Origin of the sequence: Escherichia sp. XD33 (assembly GCF_019375075.1) — a bacterium.
GTDB classification, from domain to species: Bacteria; Pseudomonadota; Gammaproteobacteria; order Enterobacterales; family Enterobacteriaceae; genus Enterobacter; species Enterobacter flexneri_A.
Genome location: NZ_JAENDM010000035.1, coordinates 24,164 through 44,055, shown reverse-complemented (window position 1 = coordinate 44,055; position 19,892 = coordinate 24,164). Strand labels below are relative to the sequence as shown.

Annotated in this window: 18 protein-coding genes, 1 tRNA gene and 3 pseudogenes; 15 read left to right on the top strand and 7 right to left on the bottom strand. The window is 48.6% G+C overall.

All coding sequences use genetic code 11. From position 1 onward, the window contains the following. The 3 genes and pseudogenes from K0778_RS18125 to K0778_RS18115 form a co-directional block, all read right to left on the bottom strand. Positions 1-64 (bottom strand): IS1 family transposase (locus K0778_RS18125; protein ID WP_001676991.1); only part of this gene is annotated, 64 nt, incomplete at its 3' end. Between the two features lie 55 nt (positions 65-119). Next, a pseudogene (locus K0778_RS18120) lies at positions 120-404 on the bottom strand (DUF5507 domain-containing protein); the annotation flags it as partial. A 750-nt stretch (positions 405-1,154) separates the two neighbouring features. Continuing rightward, positions 1,155-1,230 (bottom strand) — tRNA-Ile (locus tag K0778_RS18115). Between the two features lie 559 nt (positions 1,231-1,789). Here K0778_RS18115 and K0778_RS18110 point away from each other — a divergent pair. The 7 genes and pseudogenes from K0778_RS18110 (at position 1,790) to csiR (ending at position 11,729) form a co-directional block, all read left to right on the top strand. Beyond that, positions 1,790-4,042 (top strand): annotated as a pseudogene (locus K0778_RS18110) (alpha amylase C-terminal domain-containing protein). Positions 4,043-4,377: 335 nt separating this feature from the next. After that, entirely contained in the window at positions 4,378-5,355 is a 978-nt protein-coding gene (glaH, locus tag K0778_RS18105; RefSeq protein ID WP_000993126.1) for a glutarate dioxygenase GlaH, read from the top strand. Positions 5,356-5,374: 19 nt separating this feature from the next. Beyond that, positions 5,375-6,643, top strand: coding sequence for an L-2-hydroxyglutarate oxidase (gene lhgO, locus K0778_RS18100; RefSeq protein WP_000271951.1), 1,269 nt, complete (start codon positions 5,375-5,377; stop codon positions 6,641-6,643). Positions 6,644-6,665: 22 nt separating this feature from the next. Continuing rightward, a complete protein-coding gene (gabD, locus tag K0778_RS18095; RefSeq protein WP_063084628.1) occupies positions 6,666-8,114 on the top strand; it encodes an NADP-dependent succinate-semialdehyde dehydrogenase in 1,449 nt (482 codons plus the stop codon). Between the two features lie 13 nt (positions 8,115-8,127). Next, positions 8,128-9,408: a 4-aminobutyrate--2-oxoglutarate transaminase gene (gabT, locus tag K0778_RS18090; RefSeq protein WP_000097662.1), complete on the top strand. Its 1,281-nt coding sequence runs from the start codon at positions 8,128-8,130 to the stop codon at positions 9,406-9,408. Positions 9,409-9,645: 237 nt separating this feature from the next. Continuing rightward, a complete protein-coding gene (gabP, locus tag K0778_RS18085) occupies positions 9,646-11,046 on the top strand; it encodes a GABA permease (protein WP_001295173.1) in 1,401 nt (466 codons plus the stop codon). Positions 11,047-11,066: 20 nt separating this feature from the next. After that, positions 11,067-11,729: a DNA-binding transcriptional regulator CsiR gene (gene csiR / locus K0778_RS18080; protein ID WP_000156811.1), complete on the top strand. Its 663-nt coding sequence runs from the start codon at positions 11,067-11,069 to the stop codon at positions 11,727-11,729. Here csiR and kbp read toward each other — a convergent pair whose 3' ends face one another. Further along, positions 11,730-12,179, bottom strand: coding sequence for a potassium binding protein Kbp (gene kbp / locus K0778_RS18075; protein WP_000522415.1), 450 nt, complete (start codon positions 12,177-12,179; stop codon positions 11,730-11,732). Positions 12,180-12,262: 83 nt separating this feature from the next. Next, positions 12,263-12,421 carry a YqaE/Pmp3 family membrane protein gene (locus K0778_RS18070; protein WP_000508177.1) on the bottom strand — a complete coding sequence of 53 codons (159 nt, stop codon included), beginning with the start codon at positions 12,419-12,421 and terminating at the stop codon, positions 12,263-12,265. Positions 12,422-12,603: 182 nt separating this feature from the next. Here K0778_RS18070 and K0778_RS18065 point away from each other — a divergent pair, with 182 nt between their 5' ends. Beyond that, positions 12,604-12,903: a helix-turn-helix transcriptional regulator gene (locus K0778_RS18065; protein WP_000137280.1), complete on the top strand. Its 300-nt coding sequence runs from the start codon at positions 12,604-12,606 to the stop codon at positions 12,901-12,903. 9 nt (positions 12,904-12,912) lie between these two features. Next, entirely contained in the window at positions 12,913-13,437 is a 525-nt protein-coding gene (ygaP, locus tag K0778_RS18060) for a thiosulfate sulfurtransferase YgaP (protein WP_001229442.1), read from the top strand. Between the two features lie 46 nt (positions 13,438-13,483). Here the strand turns inward: ygaP and stpA are convergent, their stop codons facing one another. Further along, on the bottom strand, positions 13,484-13,888 hold the full coding sequence (gene stpA, locus K0778_RS18055; RefSeq protein ID WP_000115383.1) for a DNA-binding protein StpA: 405 nt from the start codon (positions 13,886-13,888) through the stop codon (positions 13,484-13,486). A 668-nt stretch (positions 13,889-14,556) separates the two neighbouring features. Between stpA and alaE the strand changes: the two genes are divergently transcribed. Continuing rightward, on the top strand, positions 14,557-15,006 hold the full coding sequence (gene alaE / locus K0778_RS18050; RefSeq protein WP_000492656.1) for an L-alanine exporter AlaE: 450 nt from the start codon (positions 14,557-14,559) through the stop codon (positions 15,004-15,006). 36 nt (positions 15,007-15,042) lie between these two features. Here the strand turns inward: alaE and K0778_RS18045 are convergent, their stop codons facing one another. Continuing rightward, positions 15,043-15,387 (bottom strand): DUF2002 family protein, encoded by a 345-nt coding sequence (locus K0778_RS18045; RefSeq protein ID WP_000281320.1) that lies wholly within the window; start codon positions 15,385-15,387, stop codon positions 15,043-15,045. A gap of 151 nt (positions 15,388-15,538) precedes the next feature. Here K0778_RS18045 and K0778_RS18040 point away from each other — a divergent pair, with 151 nt between their 5' ends. The 5 genes and pseudogenes from K0778_RS18040 to nrdF all read left to right on the top strand — a co-directional run bounded on the left by K0778_RS18040 (position 15,539) and on the right by nrdF (position 19,853). After that, the gene (locus tag K0778_RS18040; protein WP_052893725.1) at positions 15,539-15,868 is read left to right on the top strand and encodes a DUF883 domain-containing protein; all 330 of its coding nucleotides are present in this window, start codon (positions 15,539-15,541) and stop codon (positions 15,866-15,868) included. A gap of 247 nt (positions 15,869-16,115) precedes the next feature. After that, positions 16,116-16,361 (top strand): glutaredoxin-like protein NrdH, encoded by a 246-nt coding sequence (nrdH, locus tag K0778_RS18035; RefSeq protein WP_001223227.1) that lies wholly within the window; start codon positions 16,116-16,118, stop codon positions 16,359-16,361. Beyond that, positions 16,358-16,768, top strand: coding sequence for a class Ib ribonucleoside-diphosphate reductase assembly flavoprotein NrdI (gene nrdI / locus K0778_RS18030; protein ID WP_000080947.1), 411 nt, complete (start codon positions 16,358-16,360; stop codon positions 16,766-16,768). Before nrdH ends, nrdI begins: the two co-directional genes overlap by 4 nt. Continuing rightward, positions 16,741-18,884, top strand: a pseudogene (nrdE, locus tag K0778_RS18025) (class 1b ribonucleoside-diphosphate reductase subunit alpha). The gene nrdI and the pseudogene nrdE overlap by 28 nt, the downstream one beginning before the upstream one ends. 9 nt (positions 18,885-18,893) lie before the next feature. Beyond that, positions 18,894-19,853, top strand: coding sequence for a class 1b ribonucleoside-diphosphate reductase subunit beta (gene nrdF, locus K0778_RS18020; RefSeq protein ID WP_000777969.1), 960 nt, complete (start codon positions 18,894-18,896; stop codon positions 19,851-19,853). Positions 19,854-19,892: the final 39 nt, after the last annotated feature.

The following is a 19,892-nucleotide window of genomic DNA, read 5'->3' as shown; positions in this document are numbered from 1 at the left end:
TGCCGTTACGCACCACCCCGTCAGTAGCTGAACAGGAGGGACAGCTGATAGAAACAGAAGCCACTGGAGCACCTCAAAAACACCATCATACACTAAATCAGTAAGTTGGCAGCATCACCGAATACCTTTAAGTTATTTTCACCAACTTCATATTTAATACGTTTTAATTGTTCTCCAGCTCCCATAATGACAAAGGCGTTGCCTTCTTGATATATACATTCAGACATCATTTTTTGTAAAGTTTCAAGAGCACCGCGATACGTCTCTGATGCAGCTTCCTTACAAATTAATTTTAAAATACTATGAGCTAGTAGCTCCATGTGTTTAGAAGATTTATTTTCATTATAACTTCCACTACCCAAAACTGCGCTAGCGTTAAATCCGTTGCTTTTACTAACTAACATTGTCTATTCCTCAATTAATGTCTACATGGCTATTTTTAATGTTATTACTGTTTGTCACTATAAAAAAACGCTCATTTGAGACAATTACTGACATTAACTGCTTCACTTGCTACGCATGGAACTTTTAATTAAATTAGCACAGGAATGTTAAATTTAATAAACAAAAGGTTATTTCGCTGTATGATAAAAAAAACCGTTATAATTTATTAGTGAAAATCGTTTTTCAAGTGTTAGAAATTTATATCTCAATAGCGTTGGTTAATGAGCATAGCCACGCTCCTGTAACGCTCACAAAACTCATCTGCCTGCGGCGGGTGTTCTGGTCAGTAGTAGATGTTTAAGGCGTGGCAGAGACATTTCATCCTTACTCTACGGCATTGTTCTACATACATTGGTTGTGGTACTCACTTATCATCAGTGAGCGAACAGAGAATAGTTCAGTGATTTGAGTAATTAACCTGATTAAATGAAGGGGTATAATAAATGATAATACTCTGGCTTTATCGTTAATTACTTAATTCCACATGTAAGCAATTTGCCCGCTTGGCATAGCAGGCATTTTTTCCAGGTACTTTTGAATGAGTACTGATGGATAAATACATTGCAGTGGCGTGCCACGTACCAAAACACCAGCCCTCATTCGAAACCACCCACCGCACTTCTTCCTTGAAATGGCGTTAGTCATGAAATATAGACCGCCATCGAGTACCCCTTGTACCCTTAACTCTTCCTGATACGTAAATAATGATTTGGTGGCCCTTGCTGGACTTGAACCAGCGACCAAGCGATTATGAGTCGCCTGCTCTAACCACTGAGCTAAAGGGCCTTGAGTGTGCAATAACAATACTTATAAACCACGCAATAAACATGATGATCATATGATGTAAATAACAGATTTTTATGCGTTCCCATTCACCTTGGGTCGTGATTACACGCGACATAAAACCCGACACCGCCTCCATTCGCAAAGTCGATACTCGCAGTCAACAAGCAAATGTTAATAATTAGCACTATCTATAGTTATCATCGATTCAATGATACTTTGTAATGATTTTGTATCTAATAATATAACTTTATTACATTAGCTGAAGAGTTTTCGCATCATTATGATATCTGTTACTTTTCACTCCATAAAAATAAACTTCGTATAGCAATATATTCTTTCATAGATCTTATTCTGCTAATCATTAGTTTCGTATGAGCGATTTTTGACAGTTGCCTCTCCAGACCACATCGATAATTAATAAAACAGATTTAAGCATTATCCTTTTCCATATAAATATTGGATAAAAGTAGGACATCTGTTTGCAATTACTTTCACAACAATTAAACATTTTTATGTTTCCGTATACATCATATTACTCTACCATTAGAGGAACTTTATTATGTTTTCTATAAAACCAGGACCCAGAAATTTACCTATCGACAACCCCACATTGTTATCATGGAACATTACTGACGGGGATCTAAATTCCAAATTAAATACATTAGAATATCTAAACTGTATAACAAATATTATTAATTCTTGTGGAGTTTACCCTCAAGGATTAAAAGACAGAGAAATTATATCAACTTTTCACGCAGAAAAAGTTATTAATGATCTGTTAAAAAACGATTATAAAATTTCCCTTTCTCCAGATACAACTTACCGAGAGTTGAATAAAGCAGCACAGCGTAGCATTACAGCGCCAGACAGGATAGGAGAAAGAAAAACATAGGTTTATCAACGAGATACAATGATTGAAAGAGGTGATAACAGCGGTGTTTATCAGTATGGTCGTGCTGAACATTTCACCCACATTATATCTGACAAACCTTCCCCAAAAGATAAATATGTTGCATATGCTATTAACATTCCTGACTATGAGCTGGCAGCCGATGTATATAATATTAACGTGACGTCACCTTCCGGACAGCAAGAAACATTTAAAATATTAATCAATCCAGAACATCTACGGCAGACACTTGAGCGTAAATCTCTTACTGCTGTTCAGAAATCACAATGTGAAATCATCACCCCCAAAAAACCTGGCGAAGCGATTCTTCATGCTTTTAATGCCACCTACCAGCAGATCAGAGAAAATATGTCTGAATTTGCACGTTGCCATTATGGGTATATACAAATCCCTCCAGTGACAACTTTCCGCGCCGACGGACCAGAAACTCCCGAAGAAGAAAAGGGTTACTGGTTTCATGCTTATCAACCCGAAGATCTTTGTACCATCCATAATCCAATGGGAGATTTGCAGGATTTTATTGCATTGGTTAAAGATGCTAAAAAATTTGGTATCGATATCATTCCTGATTATACCTTTAACTTTATGGGAATTGGGGGTAGTGGTAAAAATGACCTGGATTATCCCTCTGCTGATATACGAGCGAAGATCAGTAAAGATATAGAAGGTGGTATCCCTGGCTATTAGCAAGGTCAGGTTTTGATTCCATTCATTAAAGATCCAGTAACAAAAGAACGTAAACAAATCCATCCAGAAGATATACATCTCACTGCAAAAGACTTCGAAGCAAGTAAAGATAACATCTCTAAGGATGAATGGGAAAACCTCCATGCATTAAAAGAAAAGCGTTTAAATGGAATGCCTAAAACAACACCCAAAAGTGACCAGGTTATTATGTTGCAAAATCAATACGTTCGTGAAATGCGAAAATATGGCGTACGAGGTTTACGTTATGATGCGGCAAAACACTCAAAACATGAACAAATAGAAAGATCAATAACCCCACCGCATAAAAATTATAATGAGCGGTTACACAATACTAACTTATTTAACCCAAAATATCATAAAAAAGCCGTTATGAATTACATGGAATATCTGGTAACTTGTCAGTTGGATGAACAACAAATGTCATCACTGCTTTATGAAAGAGATGATTTAAGCGCCATTGATTTTTCATTGCTCATGAAAACGATAAAAGCCTTTTCATTTGGTGGAGATCTTCAAACCCTTGCATCAAAACCGGGTTCCACAATCTCAAGTATCCCATCAGAAAGACGGATATTGATTAACATTAACCACGATTTTCCTAACAATGGTAATCTTTTCAATGACTTTCTATTTAACCATCAACAAGATGAACAATTAGCAATGGCATATATAGCCGCTCTGCCGTTCAGCAGGCCTTTAGTTTACTGGGATGGCCAAGTATTAAAATCAACGACTGAAATTAAAAATGATGATGGGTCCACGCGTGTCGGCGGTGAGGCGTAGCTTAATAAAGGTTGCTCTACCTATCAGCAGCTCTACAATGAATTCCACGCATTATATATAGATAAAGCAGGAATATGGAGCGCATTTGAGGGTGTATCTGCAACTAAAAACGTTCTGGCCTTTAGTCGTGGGGATTCTGTGAACATTAATCACTCTCCTCATGATGGACTAGTTATAATAAATAAAGGAAACGAAGAAGTTGAAGGTACCTGGCCTAACAAATTGCAACCTGGAATATACAAAAACATGGGGAGTAATAGCGTTAACATTATTATTAATAATACCCGAAAAATTATCCCCCCTGGTAAAGTATTTACGCTTAGAGGCGGAACTCTAAATATCAATATTCCTGGGCGTAGCGCTCTTCTTTTAGGGAAAACAGGAGAACCGCCGAACTATCTCTATTTATAATTTAATGTTATATCTGCCCCGATAAAACGGGGCAGATAATATGTTTAGTTTACTAACGGTCATTTTGCAGTGAAGCCATTTACTGTTTTTTATCGACCAGATAATCTGTTCTCTAATGTTAACTCCCCCTAACCTGTTGCTTTAGTTATTCATTTCCTGTCTCACTTTGCCTTAATACCCTACGTTAAATGTTACTAATTTGTTGCTTTTGATCACAATAAGAAAACAATATGTCGCTTTTGTGCGCATTTTTCAGAAATGTAGATATTTTTAGATTATGGCTACGAAATGAGCATCGCCATGTCACCCTACATCTCATAAGAGGATCGCTTCTGATGAATGCACTGACCGCCGTACAAAATAACGCTGTCGATTCAGGCCAGGACTATAGCGGATTCACCCTCACCCCGTCGGCGCAATCCCCGCGTCTGCTGGAACTCACCTTCACCGAACAGACGACCAAACAGTTTCTTGAGCAGGTTGCCGAGTGGCCCGTGCAGGCGCTGGAGTACAAATCGTTTCTGCGTTTTCGGGTAGCCAAAATTCTTGACGATCTATGTGCGAACCAGCTGCAACCATTGCTGTTGAAGACGTTGCTAAACCGCGCTGAAGGTGCGTTGTTGATCAATGCGGTGGGTGTCGATGATGTGAAGCAAGCGGATGAGATGGTGAAGCTGGCGACGGCGGTGGCGCATCTGATTGGCCGTTCCAATTTCGATGCGATGAGCGGTCAGTATTACGCGCGTTTTGTAGTGAAAAATGTCGATAACTCAGACAGCTATCTGCGCCAGCCGCACCGCGTGATGGAGCTACACAACGACGGCACGTATGTCGAAGAGATAACCGATTACGTGCTGATGATGAAAATCGACGAGCAAAACATGCAGGGCGGAAATTCGCTGCTGCTGCATCTCGATGACTGGGAACATCTCGACAACTATTTCCGCCACCCGCTGGCGCGTCGCCCGATGCGCTTTGCCGCGCCGCCGAGTAAAAACGTCAGCAAAGATGTTTTTCATCCGGTGTTCGACGTCGATCAACAGGGTCGCCCGGTGATGCGCTATATCGACCAGTTCGTCCAGCCGAAAGACTTCGAAGAAGGCGTGTGGTTGAGCGAGCTTTCCGACGCCATTGAAACCAGCAAAGGCATTCTTTCTGTGCCCGTTCCCGTTGGCAAATTCCTGTTGATTAACAACCTGTTCTGGCTGCACGGTCGCGACCGCTTTACTCCGCACCCGGATCTGCGCCGTGAACTGATGCGCCAGCGTGGCTATTTCGCTTACGCCTCTAACCACTACCAGACGCATCAGTAAGCGCAAAGGAATTGAGCGGATGTATGATTTTGTGATTATTGGCGGCGGCATCATCGGCATGTCGACCGCCATGCAACTGATTGATGTCTATCCGGACGCCCGCATTGCGTTGCTGGAAAAAGAGTCCGGCCCGGCCTGTCACCAGACGGGCCACAACAGCGGCGTGATCCATGCCGGGGTCTATTACACGCCCGGCAGCCTGAAGGCGCAGTTTTGCCTGGCGGGAAACCGCGCCACCAAAGCCTTTTGCGATCAAAACGGCATTCGCTACGACAACTGCGGCAAGATGCTGGTTGCCACGTCCGATCTCGAAATGGAACGGATGCGCGCCTTATGGGAACGCACAGCGGCGAACGGTATCGAGCGCGAATGGCTTAACGCCGACGAACTGCGCGAGCGCGAACCGAATATCACCGGGCTCGGCGGCATTTTTGTGCCGTCCAGCGGCATTGTCAGCTACCGCGACGTGACGGCGGCGATGGCAAAAATCTTCCAGTCCAGAGGCGGTGAAATTATCTATAACGCCGAAGTCAGCGGGCTTAATGAGCATAAAAACGGCGTGGTGATACGTACCCGTCAGGGCGGCGAATATGAAGCATCAACGCTGATTAGCTGTTCCGGGCTGATGGCTGACCGGCTGGTGAAAATGCTCGGACTCGAACCGGGCTTTATCATCTGCCCGTTCCGTGGCGAGTATTTCCGCCTTGCGCCGGAGCATAACCAGATTGTTAACCACCTGATTTACCCCATTCCCGACCCGGCAATGCCGTTTTTGGGCGTTCATCTCACCCGCATGATCGACGGCAGCGTGACCGTCGGGCCAAACGCGGTGCTGGCTTTCAAACGCGAAGGCTATCGCAAGCGCGACTTCTCATTTAGCGACACGCTGGAGATTTTGGGCTCGTCGGGGATTCGCCGGGTGCTGCAAAACCATCTACGCTCAGGACTGGGCGAGATGAAAAACTCGCTGTGCAAAAGCGGCTATCTGCGGCTGGTGCAAAAGTATTGTCCCCGGCTTTCGTTAAGCGATCTCCAGCCCTGGCCCGCCGGTGTGCGGGCGCAGGCGGTATCGCCGGACGGCAAGCTGATTGACGATTTTCTGTTTGTCACCACCCCGCGCACGATCCACACCTGCAATGCGCCCTCCCCGGCAGCGACATCAGCAATTCCTATTGGTGCGCATATTGTCAGCAAGGTACAAACGCTGTTGGCAAGCCAGAGTAACCCCGGACGCACGCTGCGAGCGGCACGTAGTGTGGATGCCTTACACGCCGCATTTAATCAATAACCTTTGAAAACAGGATGTAGCGATGAAACTTAACGACAGTAACTTATTCCGCCAGCAGGCGTTGATTAACGGGGAATGGCTGGACGCCAACAATGGTGAAGCCATCGACGTCACCAATCCGGCGAACGGCGACAAGCTGGGTAGCGTACCCAAAATGGGCGCTGATGAAACCCGCGCCGCTATCGACGCCGCCAACCGCGCTCTGCCCGCCTGGCGTGCGCTCACCGCCAAAGAACGCGCCAACATTCTGCGCAACTGGTTCAATTTGTTGATGGAGCATCAGGACGATTTAGCGCGCCTGATGACCCTAGAACAGGGCAAACCGCTGGCTGAAGCGAAAGGCGAAATTAGCTACGCCGCCTCCTTTATTGAGTGGTTTGCTGAAGAAGGCAAACGCATTTATGGCGACACCATTCCTGGTCATCAGGCCGATAAGCGCCTGATTGTTATCAAGCAGCCGATTGGCGTCACCGCAGCTATCACGCCGTGGAACTTCCCGGCGGCGATGATTACCCGCAAAGCCGGTCCGGCGCTGGCGGCAGGCTGCACCATGGTGCTGAAGCCTGCCAGTCAGACGCCGTTCTCTGCGCTGGCGCTGGCGGAGCTGGCGATTCGCGCGGGCATTCCGGCTGGGGTATTTAACGTGGTCACCGGTTCGGCGGGCGCGGTGGGTAACGAACTGACCAGCAACCCGCTGGTGCGCAAGCTGTCGTTTACCGGTTCGACCGAAATTGGCCGCCAGTTAATGGAACAGTGCGCGAAAGACATCAAAAAAGTGTCGCTGGAGCTGGGCGGCAACGCGCCGTTTATCGTCTTTGACGATGCCGACCTCGACAAAGCCGTGGAAGGTGCGCTGTCCTCGAAATTCCGCAACGCCGGGCAAACCTGCGTCTGCGCCAACCGTTTATACGTGCAGGACGGCGTGTATGACCGCTTTGCCGAAAAATTGCAGCAGGCGGTGAGCAAATTGCACATCGGCGACGGGCTGGAGAAAGGCGTCACCATCGGGCCGCTGATCGATGAAAAAGCGGTAGCAAAAGTGGAAGAGCATATTGCCGATGCGCTGGAGAAAGGTGCGCGTGTGGTTTGCGGCGGTAAAGCGGATGAACGCGGCGGCAACTTCTTCCAGCCGACCATTCTGGTGGACGTTCCAGCCAACGCCAAAGTGTCGAAAGAAGAGACGTTCGGCCCCCTCGCCCCACTGTTCCGTTTTAAAGATGAAGCCGATGTGATTGCGCAAGCCAATGACACCGAGTTTGGCCTTGCCGCCTATTTCTACGCCCGTGATTTAAGCCGCGTCTTCCGCGTGGGCGAAGCGCTGGAGTACGGCATCGTCGGCATCAATACCGGCATCATTTCCAATGAAGTGGCCCCGTTCGGCGGCATTAAAGCCTCGGGTCTGGGTCGTGAAGGTTCGAAGTATGGCATCGAAGATTACTTAGAAATCAAATATATGTGCATCGGTCTTTAACTGGAGAACGCGAATGAGCAGCAATAAAGAGTTAATGCAGCGCCGCAGTCAGGCGATTCCCCGTGGTGTTGGGCAAATTCACCCGATTTTCGCTGACCGCGCGGAAAACTGCCGGGTGTGGGACGTTGAAGGCCGTGAGTATCTTGATTTCGCGGGCGGGATTGCGGTGCTCAATACCGGGCACTTGCATCCGAAAGTGGTGGCTGCGGTGGAAGCGCAGTTGAAAAAACTGTCGCACACCTGCTTCCAGGTGCTGGCCTACGAGCCGTATCTGGAGCTGTGCGAGATTATGAATCAGAAGGTGCCAGGCAATTTTGCCAAGAAAACGCTGCTGGTCACCACAGGTTCTGAAGCGGTGGAAAACGCGGTGAAAATCGCCCGCGCCGCCACCAAACGTAGCGGCACCATCGCTTTTAGCGGCGCGTATCACGGGCGCACGCATTACACGCTGGCGCTGACCGGCAAGGTGAATCCGTACTCTGCGGGCATGGGGCTGATGCCGGGTCATGTTTATCGCGCGCTTTATCCTTGCCCGCTGCACGGCATAAGCGAGGATGACGCTATCGCCAGCATCCACCGGATCTTCAAAAATGATGCCGCGCCGGAAGATATCGCCGCCATCGTGATTGAGCCGGTTCAGGGCGAAGGCGGTTTCTACGCCTCGTCGCCAGCCTTTATGCAGCGTTTACGCGCTCTGTGTGACGAGCACGGGATCATGCTGATTGCCGATGAAGTGCAGAGCGGCGCGGGGCGTACCGGCACGCTGTTTGCGATGGAGCAGATGGGCGTTGCGCCGGATCTTACCACCTTTGCGAAATCGATCGCGGGCGGCTTCCCGCTGGCGGGCGTCACCGGGCGCGCGGAAGTAATGGATGCCGTCGCTCCAGGCGGTCTGGGCGGCACCTATGCGGGTAACCCGATTGCCTGCGTGGCTGCGCTGGAAGTGTTGAAGGTGTTTGAGCAGGAAAATCTGCTGCAAAAAGCCAACGATCTGGGGCAGAAGTTGAAAGACGGATTGCTGGCGATAGCCGAAAAACACCCGGAGATCGGCGACGTACGCGGGCTGGGGGCGATGATCGCCATTGAGCTGTTTGAAGACGGCGATCACAACAAGCCGGACGCCAAACTCACCGCCGAGATCGTGGCTCGCGCCCGCGATAAAGGCCTGATTCTTCTCTCCTGCGGCCCGTATTACAACGTGCTGCGCATCCTTGTACCGCTCACCATTGAAGACGCTCAGATCCGTCAGGGTCTGGAGATCATCAGCCAGTGTTTTGATGAGGCGAAGCAGTAGCGCCGCTCCTATGCCGGAGGCGACGCTGCGCGTCTTGTCCGGCCTACGGGGATCCAGGTCGGATAAGGCGTTTACGCCGCATCCGACAATCTGTACGTGAACAGGAAGAAATCTATGTTGGCCGGGTAAGGCGGAGCCGCTCTCCGGCAAAAAGAATCAATAACAATTATACGCGTGACCCGGCGCGGGAAATGTCGGGGCGCTCTCCCAAGTGACACACTTTCGAGAGGATTCAGGATGGGGCAATCATCGCAACCACATGAGTTAGGCGGCGGGCTGAAGTCACGCCACGTCACCATGTTGTCTATTGCCGGTGTTATCGGCGCAAGTCTGTTTGTCGGTTCCAGCGTCGCCATCGCCGAAGCGGGCCCGGCGGTATTACTGGCCTATCTGTTCGCCGGGCTACTGGTGGTTATGATTATGCGGATGTTGGCGGAAATGGCGGTTGCCACGCCCGATACCGGTTCGTTTTCCACCTATGCCGATAAAGCCATTGGTCGCTGGGCGGGCTATACCATCGGCTGGTTGTACTGGTGGTTTTGGGTACTGGTTATCCCGCTGGAAGCCAACATCGCCGCCATGATCCTGCACTCATGGGTTCCAGGCATTCCCATCTGGTTATTTTCCCTCGTCATTACCCTCGCCTTAACTGGCAGTAACTTATTAAGCGTTAAAAACTACGGCGAATTTGAGTTCTGGCTGGCGCTGTGCAAAGTCATCGCTATCCTGGCCTTTATTTTCCTTGGTGCAGTCGCAATTAGCGGTTTTTACCCGTATGCCGAAGTGAGCGGGATCTCAAGATTGTGGGATAGCGGCGGCTTTATGCCCAACGGTTTCGGTGCGGTATTAAGCGCGATGTTGATCACCATGTTCTCGTTTATGGGCGCAGAAATTGTCACCATTGCCGCCGCGGAATCCGACACGCCGGAAAAACATATTGTCCGCGCCACCAACTCGGTTATCTGGCGTATTTCTATCTTCTATTTATGTTCTATTTTTGTCGTCGTGGCATTAATTCCGTGGAATATGCCCGGACTAAAAGCCGTCGGTTCTTATCGCTCGGTACTGGAATTGCTCAATATTCCCCATGCGAAATTAATCATGGACTGCGTGATATTACTTTCCGTAACCAGTTGCCTGAACTCGGCGCTGTATACCGCGTCAAGGATGCTCTACTCCTTAAGTCGTCGCGGTGATGCTCCCGCGGTAATGGGTAAAATCAACCGCAGTAAAACCCCGTACGTGGCGGTGTTACTCTCCACCGGCGCGGCATTCTTAACGGTGGTGGTGAACTATTACGCGCCTGCGAAGGTATTTAAATTTCTGATCGACAGCTCCGGCGCTATCGCCCTGCTGGTTTATTTAGTCATCGCCGTTTCACAGTTGCGGATGCGCAAAATTCTGCGAGCAGAAGGAAGCGAAATTCGCTTGCGAATGTGGCTTTATCCGTGGCTCACCTGGCTAGTCATCGGCTTTATTACCTTTGTGTTGGTAGTGATGCTATTCCGTCCGGCGCAACAGTTAGAAGTGATCTCCACCGGCTTATTAGCGATAGGGATTATCTGTACCGTGCCAATTATGGCTCGCTGGAAAAAGCTGGTATTGTGGCAAAAAACACCCGTTCATAATACGCGCTGATCATGATCAGGAGTCACACCATGACCATTACGTCTCTGGATGGCTATCGCTGGCTGAAGAACGATATTATTCGCGGTAATTTTCAACCGGATGAAAAATTACGAATGAGTTTGCTGACATCGCGTTATGCACTTGGCGTTGGGCCGTTACGGGAAGCTCTTTCGCAACTGGTGGCGGAACGGCTGGTCACGGTGGTGAATCAAAAAGGGTATCGGGTGGCGTCTATGTCAGAGCAGGAGCTGCTCGATATTTTCGACGCCCGCGCCAATATGGAAGCGATGTTAGTGAGTCTGGCGATTGCCCGCGGTGGCGATGAGTGGGAGGCAGACGTTCTCGCAAAAGCGCATCTGCTGAGTAAGCTTGAGGCCTGTGACGCCAGCGAGAAAATGCTTGATGAGTGGGATCTGCGTCATCAGGCGTTTCATACGGCAATTGTGGCGGGCTGTGGTTCTCACTATTTGCTGCAAATGCGTGAACGGTTGTTTGATCTGGCGGCGCGTTATCGATTTATCTGGCTGCGGCGAACGGTGCTTTCGGTGGAAATGCTGGAGGATAAACACGATCAGCACCAGACCCTGACTGCGGCGGTACTGGCGCGAGATACCGCGCGCGCCAGTGAGTTAATGCGCCAGCATTTACTGACGCCAATTCCCATTATCCAGCAGGCGATGGCTGGCAATTAACTACTCTTCCGGAATACGCAACACTTGCCCCGGATAAATTTTATCCGGGCTTTTTAGCATCGGTTTATTCGCTTCGAAGATTTTATTGTACAGATTAGCGTTACCGTAGACCTGTTTGGAAATGGCACTCAGAGTGTCGCCAGACTTAACGGTATAAAACTGGCTGGCAGTGGCTGGTGTCGCCGTTTTCACCTGATCATCGACACTGGCAATACCGGAAATATTCCCCACCGCAACAAGGATTTTCTCCTTCGCCTCCTGACTCAGGCCGTCACCAGTGACCGTCGCTTTGCCGTCGGCAATTTGAATATTCACTTTATCGGCATCCGGTATACCGGTTTTGTTCAGATGCTCCTGCACCTTCTTCGCCTGATCGTCTTTATCGTGCTGACCTGTAACCGCGTCCCAGAGTTTTTCTCCGGCATCTTTCACAAAATTGAACAGACCCATAGCTACCTCATTCGTTAACGGAAACACTCAGAAAGTGTAGCAGAGGAACGCGGCGCGTTAACGCCGCGGGGATGAGCACAGGTTTAATCGCGGGTTTGCACCCAGAACGCGTGAATCAAACCGGGGATATACCCAAGCAGTGTCAACAGAATATTAATAATGAACGCCCAACCGAACCCTTTACCGAGCAGCACGCCGAGCGGCGGCAGAATGATGGTGATGACGATTCTCCAGAAACCCATATGTACTCCCTATAAGAAAATTACTCATTGTTTAAAAAGAGATTTTATCTCTTAAGCGTAGTAATTTTAGCGGAGCCTGCCAGTTTCAGCTTACGCTTTTACTCTCATTTACGCTGCTGAGGCTGGTATATGTTGCATTTTTAGTTTAGAGTTTACTTAATTTAGAAAATACTTAAATAAATATGACTGAACTCGCGCAATTACAGGCCAGTGCCGAACAGGCAGCGGCCTTATTGAAAGCAATGAGCCACCCTAAACGATTGCTGATTCTGTGCATGCTTAGCGGTTCCCCCGGCACCAGCGCGGGAGAGCTGACGCGCATTACCGGACTGAGTGCCTCTGCGACATCACAGCATCTCGCTCGTATGCGGGACGAAGGGCTTATCGACAGCCAACGGGATGCCCAACGCATTCTATATTCCATTAAAAATGAGGCGGTAAATGCCATTATCGCCACCCTGAAAAATGTCTATTGTCCGTAAGGAGTCACTATGGCTTTGACAACCATTTCGCCGCATGATGCACAAGAATTAATCGCACGCGGCGCAAAGTTAATCGATATTCGTGATGCTGATGAATATCTTCGTGAACATATTCCTGAAGCAGATCTGGCTCCATTATCCGTGCTGGAACAGTCAGGTCTTCCGGCTAAATTACGTCACGAGCAAATTATATTCCACTGCCAGGCAGGTAAACGCACCAGTAATAATGCCGATAAATTAGCAGCGATTGCCGCCCCCGCAGAAATCTTTTTACTCGAAGATGGGATTGATGGCTGGAAAAAAGCAGGATTGCCAGTAGCGGTAAATAAATCTCAACCCTTGCCGTTAATGCGCCAGGTGCAGATCGCTGCGGGTGGTTTAATATTAATCGGCGTTGTACTGGGTTATACCGTAAATAGCGGTTTCTTCTTATTAAGTGGCTTTGTTGGTGCCGGGTTACTGTTTGCAGGAATCAGCGGTTTTTGTGGAATGGCAAGGTTGTTAGATAAGATGCCGTGGAACCAACGAGCTTGAGAAGCGACGCCGGACGCGCCCTAGCAGCGACATCCGGCCTCAGTAATTAGATCAGGAAATCGTCGAGAGATTTACCTTCTGCCAGCGCCTGAGCAATTGGCTTCGGTGTACGGCCCTGACCGGTCCAGGTTTTAGTTTCACCGTTAACATCGGTGAATTTATATTTCGCCGGACGCGGCTGGCGTTTTTTACCAGCGCGTGGTGCAGCAGCAGAGCTATTACCCAATAACTCTTCCGGGTTAATTCCGTCAGCTTTCATCAGCTCCAGCCAGGTGCTAATTTTTTCCTGGCGCTCTGCCAGTTCACGCTGCTGCTGTTCTTCTTCTTCACGTCTTTCTTTAGTGACAACCCTGAATTTTTCGAGCATTTCTTCAAGAACGTCAATGGAGAATTCGCGAGCCATCGCACGGAGGGTGCGAATGTTATTTAAACTTTGTAACATTACGGACATAATAAAGAAAACCTTTTAACGCCAAAACAAAAAAAGTATTTCGTCGCGTAGTGTAAGCGATCACTTATTATATTTCCACAAAATTTAATCTATTTACAGTCCTGCGCGAGATTATTTCAGCTGTTATTTTCTGAAACTCTCAGAATAATTTCAAGATTATATATTAGCCATTTTGATGAGTAATTTAGATTATTGGTGAACAGAGCGGCGCTCTCTGCTCGCTAATTCCGCAAGCCTGACAAAATCAAAGTGAATAAAAATGCAATATAACAGAATAAAAGAAAACATCCATCACTGGTGCTTTCTGCTGTTAATGTACATTGTCTGGCATAAAAAATGCTGAAAATGACCCAGCTACTACATACACCGAATTCTCTACGCTTATAGCGTTACCTCACCCCCAAACTTTCATTAGTGATATTAAAGGTAAGGCCATATCTAATTGATTTAATTAAAAATAAATCATATCGGCATGTAAAAATCCACAATGTACAAAAAACGAGCCGTTACGGAATATTTTATCTACAAAAACTGACTAAATAAAAATTTTTCACTAATTGATTAGTCATAGCCAGCGATATACGCTATGCGAAAATGCAGATGGCAATGAGATCCACTGCTTTCATCTCCATTAACATCCCATTACGCTTTTATTAAGGAGCATTAGCATGTTCTCACCGCAGTCACGCTTGCGTCATGCAGTTGCAGATACGTTCGCGATGGTTGTTTACTGTTCTGTCGTGAACATGTGTATTGAAGTTTTCCTCTCCGGAATGAGCTTCGAACAGTCTTTTTATTCCAGATTGGTAGCGATTCCGGTGAACATCTTAATTGCATGGCCATACGGTATGTACCGTGATCTGTTTATGCGCGCGGCACGCAAAGTTAGCCCGTCGGGCTGGATAAAAAATCTGGCGGATATCCTGGCTTATGTGACGTTCCAGTCACCGGTGTATGTGGCGATCTTGTTAGTGGTGGGCGCAGACTGGCATCAGATTATGGCGGCGGTCAGTTCAAACATCGTTGTTTCGATGTTGATGGGGGCGGTTTATGGCTACTTCCTCGATTATTGCCGCCGACTGTTTAAAGTCAGCCGTTACCAGCAGGTAAAAGCCTGACTCTTCTTTTCGCGACTGGCATCGCCAGTCGCGTCTTTAACTGGCTTCGCCAAATAAACCATTCAAATAACGTTCAAGCGCAACACGCGAACTAAAGCCATGCGGGATACCGTAATGCTCGTGTCGCTCGCCTGCTAAATAGAGCGGAAATTGCTGGTAATGATCGCAAGTTTTAATATCGGAAGCGGGTTCAGCCAGTGTCGAACTGCGTTCTTTTAATGTTGGATGAATTACCAGAGCGGTACGTCCCATTCGCGCTTCGCGATTAACATAGACATAATTTTCCCCACGGCGGTAACCATACGCTTTCTGGGTTACCACATCGACAGTAAAACCGACTTTTTCAAGTACGCGCGCCACCTCGTCTGGTCGTAAATACATATTTGATCCTCGTTATTATCAACCGCGGGCCTACCTTACCTGATTGCGCATTCACAACGCTTTCAGAAAAGTCCATAAAGCCGCGATGAACCTCAGTTAAGAAAATTATGGTCTACACTGAAAATTACATCGAATTCTAATGGGGGATCATATGTTTAACCGACCGAACCGCAACGACGTTGATGATGGCGTGCAGGATATCCAGAATGATGTCAATCAATTAGCTGACAGCCTCGAATCTGTATTGAAGTCCTGGGGCAGCGACGCCAAAGGGGAAGCTGAAGCCGCACGCAGTAAAGCTCAGGCATTGCTGAAAGAAACCAAGGCGCGAATGCATGGTCGTACTCGCGTCCAGCAAGCCGCGCGCGATGCCGTTGGCTGCGCGGATTCTTTTGTTCGTGAAAGACCCTGGTGTAGCGTGGGTACAGCAGCTGCGGTAGGTATTTTTATCGGCGCACTGTTAAGCATGCGCAAATCGTAGTGCAAAAATGATAATAAATACGCGTCTTTGACCCCGAAGCCTGTCTTCGGGGTTTCTTTTTGCCTGGTGAATCACAAAAATCCCCCTACCCCGTCACGCTCATATCCAGGGTAATTTCGACCACTATTTGCTATATATTGTGTGGTTGAATCTTTTTTCAACTACATCTAGTATCTCTGTATCAACAGAGAGACAACCCGACGCGTATCATCGCGCCGTATCTTCATTTTAAACGGAAATACGAATCATGCGCATTACTATTTACACTCGTAACGATTGCGTTCAGTGCCACGCCACCAAACGGGCGATGGAAAACCGGGGCTTTGATTTTGAAATGATTAATGTCGATCGCGTTCCTGAAGCGGCAGAAGCGTTGCGTGCTCAGGGCTTTCGTCAGTTGCCGGTAGTGATTGCTGGCGATCTTAGCTGGTCTGGTTTCCGTCCGGACATGATTAACCGTCTGCATCCAGCGCCACACGCGGCCAGTGCATGAGCCAGCTCGTCTACTTCTCCAGCAGCTCCGAAAACACGCAGCGTTTTATCGAACGTTTAGGTCTGCCCGCGGTGCGCATCCCGCTCAATGAGCGGGAACGGATTCAGGTAGACGAGCCTTACATCCTGATCGTGCCCTCTTACGGCGGCGGCGGTACGGCTGGCGCGGTGCCACGACAGGTAATTCGCTTTTTAAACGACGAGCACAACCGGGCGTTGCTTCGCGGCGTTATTGCTTCTGGTAATCGCAACTTTGGTGAGGCGTATGGCCGCGCCGGAGATGTGATTGCCCGGAAATGCGGCGTGCCGTGGCTGTACCGTTTTGAACTCATGGGTACGCAAAGCGATATCGAAAACGTTCGTAAAGGAGTAACCGAATTTTGGCAACGACAACCGCAGAATGCCTGACGCAGGAAACGATGGATTACCACGCGCTGAATGCGATGCTTAACCTCTACGATAGCGCAGGTCGCATTCAGTTCGATAAAGACCGCCAGGCCGTTGACGCCTTTATTGCGACGCATGTGCGTCCGAACAGTGTGACCTTCAGTAGCCAGCAGCAGCGCCTGAACTGGCTGGTCAACGAAGGTTACTATGATGAAAGCGTTCTTAATCGCTACTCTCGCAACTTTGTCATTACGCTGTTTGCCCACGCACACACCAGCGGTTTTCGTTTCCAGACATTCCTCGGGGCATGGAAGTTTTACACCAGCTATACGTTGAAGACATTCGACGGTAAACGTTATCTGGAAGATTTTGCCGATCGAGTAACGATGGTGGCGCTGACGCTGGCACAAGGCGATGAGACGCTGGCGTTGCAACTGACCGATGAAATGCTGTCAGGACGCTTTCAGCCAGCCACGCCAACATTCCTCAACTGCGGTAAGCAGCAGCGCGGCGAACTGGTTTCCTGTTTTTTGCTGCGTATTGAAGACAATATGGAGTCGATTGGTCGGGCGGTAAATTCCGCACTGCAGCTGTCGAAACGCGGCGGCGGCGTAGCATTTTTGCTGTCGAATCTGCGAGAAGCGGGCGCGCCAATTAAACGTATTGAAAATCAATCTTCTGGCGTAATTCCGGTGATGAAAATGCTGGAAGACGCATTTTCCTATGCCAACCAACTCGGCGCTCGTCAGGGGGCTGGTGCAGTCTATTTACATGCTCATCATCCCGATATTCTGCGTTTTCTCGACACGAAACGGGAAAATGCCGACGAAAAAATCCGCATTAAAACACTGTCGCTTGGCGTGGTGATCCCGGATATCACTTTCCATCTGGCAAAAGAGAATGCGCAGATGGCGCTGTTTTCGCCTTATGACGTAGAGCGAGTTTATGGCAAGCCGTTTGCCGATGTGGCCATCAGCCAACACTATGACGAACTGGTTGCCGATGAACGCATTCGCAAAAAATACCTCAACGCCCGTGATTTCTTCCAGCGACTGGCAGAAATCCAGTTTGAGTCCGGCTATCCCTACATCATGTATGAAGACACGGTAAACCGTGCTAACCCTATCGCCGGGCGCATAAATATGAGTAATCTCTGCTCAGAAATTTTGCAGGTTAACAGCGCCTCAGAGTATGACGAGAATCTCGACTATACCCGCACAGGCCATGATATTTCCTGCAATTTAGGTTCGTTGAATATTGCGCACACCATGGATTCCCCCGATTTTGCCCGCACGGTAGAGACTGCCGTGCGCGGTTTAACGGCAGTATCAGATATGAGTCATATCCGCAGCGTGCCGTCCATCGAAGCCGGAAATGCCGCCTCGCACGCCATCGGACTGGGGCAGATGAATTTACACGGCTATCTGGCGCGAGAAGGCATCGCTTATGGTTCGCCGGAAGCACTGGATTTCACCAATCTCTATTTCTATGCCATCACCTGGCATGCACTGCGTACCTCGATGTTGCTGGCACGCGAACGCGGTGAAACCTTCGCCGGGTTCAAACAGTCACGCTATGCCAGTGGTGAATATTTTAGCCAATATCTGCAAGGGAACTGGCAGCCGAAAACGGCGAAAGTTGGCGAACTGTTTACCCGTAGCGGTATTACGTTACCTACCCGTGAGATGTGGGCGCAGCTGCGCGACGACGTGATGCGCTACGGCATATACAACCAGAATCTTCAGGCGGTGCCGCCAACCGGTTCTATCTCTTATATCAACCATGCTACGTCGAGTATTCATCCGATTGTGGCGAAAGTAGAGATACGCAAAGAGGGCAAAACAGGACGCGTTTACTACCCTGCCCCGTTTATGACTAACGAGAATCTGGCGCTGTATCAGGACGCTTACGAAATTGGCGCAGAAAAGATCATCGACACCTACGCGGAAGCGACTCGCCATGTCGATCAGGGGCTGTCGCTGACGCTTTTTTTCCCCGATACCGCCACCACTCGCGATATCAACAAAGCGCAGATTTACGCCTGGCGCAAGGGTATCAAAACGCCTATTACATCCGCCTGCGTCAGATGGCGCTGGAAGGCACTGAAATTGAAGGCTGCGTCTCCTGTGCACTTTAAGGAATATCTATGAAACTCTCACGTATCAGCGCCATCAACTGGAACAAGATATCTGACGATAAAGATCTGGAGGTGTGGAATCGCCTGACCAGCAATTTCTGGCTACCAGAAAAGGTGCCGCTGTCGAACGATATTCCTGCCTGGCAGACATTAACTGTCGTAGAACAACAACTGACGATGCGCGTTTTTACTGGCCTGACGCTGCTCGACACGCTGCAAAATGTTATCGGCGCGCCTTCTCTGATGCCCGATGCACTCACGCCTCATGAAGAAGCGGTATTATCGAATATCAGCTTTATGGAAGCGGTTCATGCCCGCTCTTACAGTTCGATTTTCTCGACGCTATGCCAGACCAAAGATGTCGATGCCGCCTACGCCTGGAGTGAAGAAAACGCACCGTTGCAGCGAAAAGCTCAGATTATTCAGCAACATTATCGCGGTGATGATCCGCTGAAAAAGAAAATCGCCAGTGTGTTTCTTGAATCTTTTTTGTTCTATTCCGGTTTCTGGCTGCCGATGTATTTTTCCAGCCGCGGAAAGCTGACCAATACCGCGGACCTGATCCGTCTGATTATCCGCGATGAAGCAGTCCACGGTTACTACATAGGCTATAAATATCAGAAAAACATGGAAAAGATATCTCTGGGACAACGTGAAGAGTTGAAGAGTTTCGCCTTCGATTTGTTGCTGGAACTCTACGACAACGAGTTGCAATACACCGATGAGCTGTACGCCGAAACCCCGTGGGCTGACGATGTGAAAGCGTTTCTCTGTTACAACGCCAATAAGGCTTTGATGAATCTGGGCTACGAACCGTTATTTCCCGCAGAAATGGCGGAAGTGAATCCGGCAATCCTCGCCGCGCTTTCGCCGAATGCCGATGAAAATCACGATTTCTTTTCCGGTTCAGGCTCCTCTTATGTGATGGGGAAAGCGGTTGAAACAGAAGATGAAGACTGGAATTTCTGAGGGTGTTATTTTCAAAAATATCACTACCCGCAGCAGGGA

What these genes read in the sequence shown, in the direction of transcription:
- glaH (WP_000993126.1), top strand. Translation starts at nt 4,378, where the DNA reads ATGAATGCACTGACCGCCGTACAAAATAACGCTGTCGATTCAGGCCAG.
- lhgO (WP_000271951.1), top strand. Translation starts at nt 5,375, where the DNA reads ATGTATGATTTTGTGATTATTGGCGGCGGCATCATCGGCATGTCGACC.
- gabD (WP_063084628.1), top strand. Translation starts at nt 6,666, where the DNA reads ATGAAACTTAACGACAGTAACTTATTCCGCCAGCAGGCGTTGATTAAC.
- gabT (WP_000097662.1), top strand. Translation starts at nt 8,128, where the DNA reads ATGAGCAGCAATAAAGAGTTAATGCAGCGCCGCAGTCAGGCGATTCCC.
- gabP (WP_001295173.1), top strand. Translation starts at nt 9,646, where the DNA reads ATGGGGCAATCATCGCAACCACATGAGTTAGGCGGCGGGCTGAAGTCA.
- csiR (WP_000156811.1), top strand. Translation starts at nt 11,067, where the DNA reads ATGACCATTACGTCTCTGGATGGCTATCGCTGGCTGAAGAACGATATT.
- kbp (WP_000522415.1), bottom strand. Translation starts at nt 12,179, where the DNA reads ATGGGTCTGTTCAATTTTGTGAAAGATGCCGGAGAAAAACTCTGGGAC.
- K0778_RS18070 (WP_000508177.1), bottom strand. Translation starts at nt 12,421, where the DNA reads ATGGGTTTCTGGAGAATCGTCATCACCATCATTCTGCCGCCGCTCGGC.
- K0778_RS18065 (WP_000137280.1), top strand. Translation starts at nt 12,604, where the DNA reads ATGACTGAACTCGCGCAATTACAGGCCAGTGCCGAACAGGCAGCGGCC.
- ygaP (WP_001229442.1), top strand. Translation starts at nt 12,913, where the DNA reads ATGGCTTTGACAACCATTTCGCCGCATGATGCACAAGAATTAATCGCA.
- stpA (WP_000115383.1), bottom strand. Translation starts at nt 13,888, where the DNA reads ATGTCCGTAATGTTACAAAGTTTAAATAACATTCGCACCCTCCGTGCG.
- alaE (WP_000492656.1), top strand. Translation starts at nt 14,557, where the DNA reads ATGTTCTCACCGCAGTCACGCTTGCGTCATGCAGTTGCAGATACGTTC.
- K0778_RS18045 (WP_000281320.1), bottom strand. Translation starts at nt 15,387, where the DNA reads ATGTATTTACGACCAGACGAGGTGGCGCGCGTACTTGAAAAAGTCGGT.
- K0778_RS18040 (WP_052893725.1), top strand. Translation starts at nt 15,539, where the DNA reads ATGTTTAACCGACCGAACCGCAACGACGTTGATGATGGCGTGCAGGAT.
- nrdH (WP_001223227.1), top strand. Translation starts at nt 16,116, where the DNA reads ATGCGCATTACTATTTACACTCGTAACGATTGCGTTCAGTGCCACGCC.
- nrdI (WP_000080947.1), top strand. Translation starts at nt 16,358, where the DNA reads ATGAGCCAGCTCGTCTACTTCTCCAGCAGCTCCGAAAACACGCAGCGT.
- nrdF (WP_000777969.1), top strand. Translation starts at nt 18,894, where the DNA reads ATGAAACTCTCACGTATCAGCGCCATCAACTGGAACAAGATATCTGAC.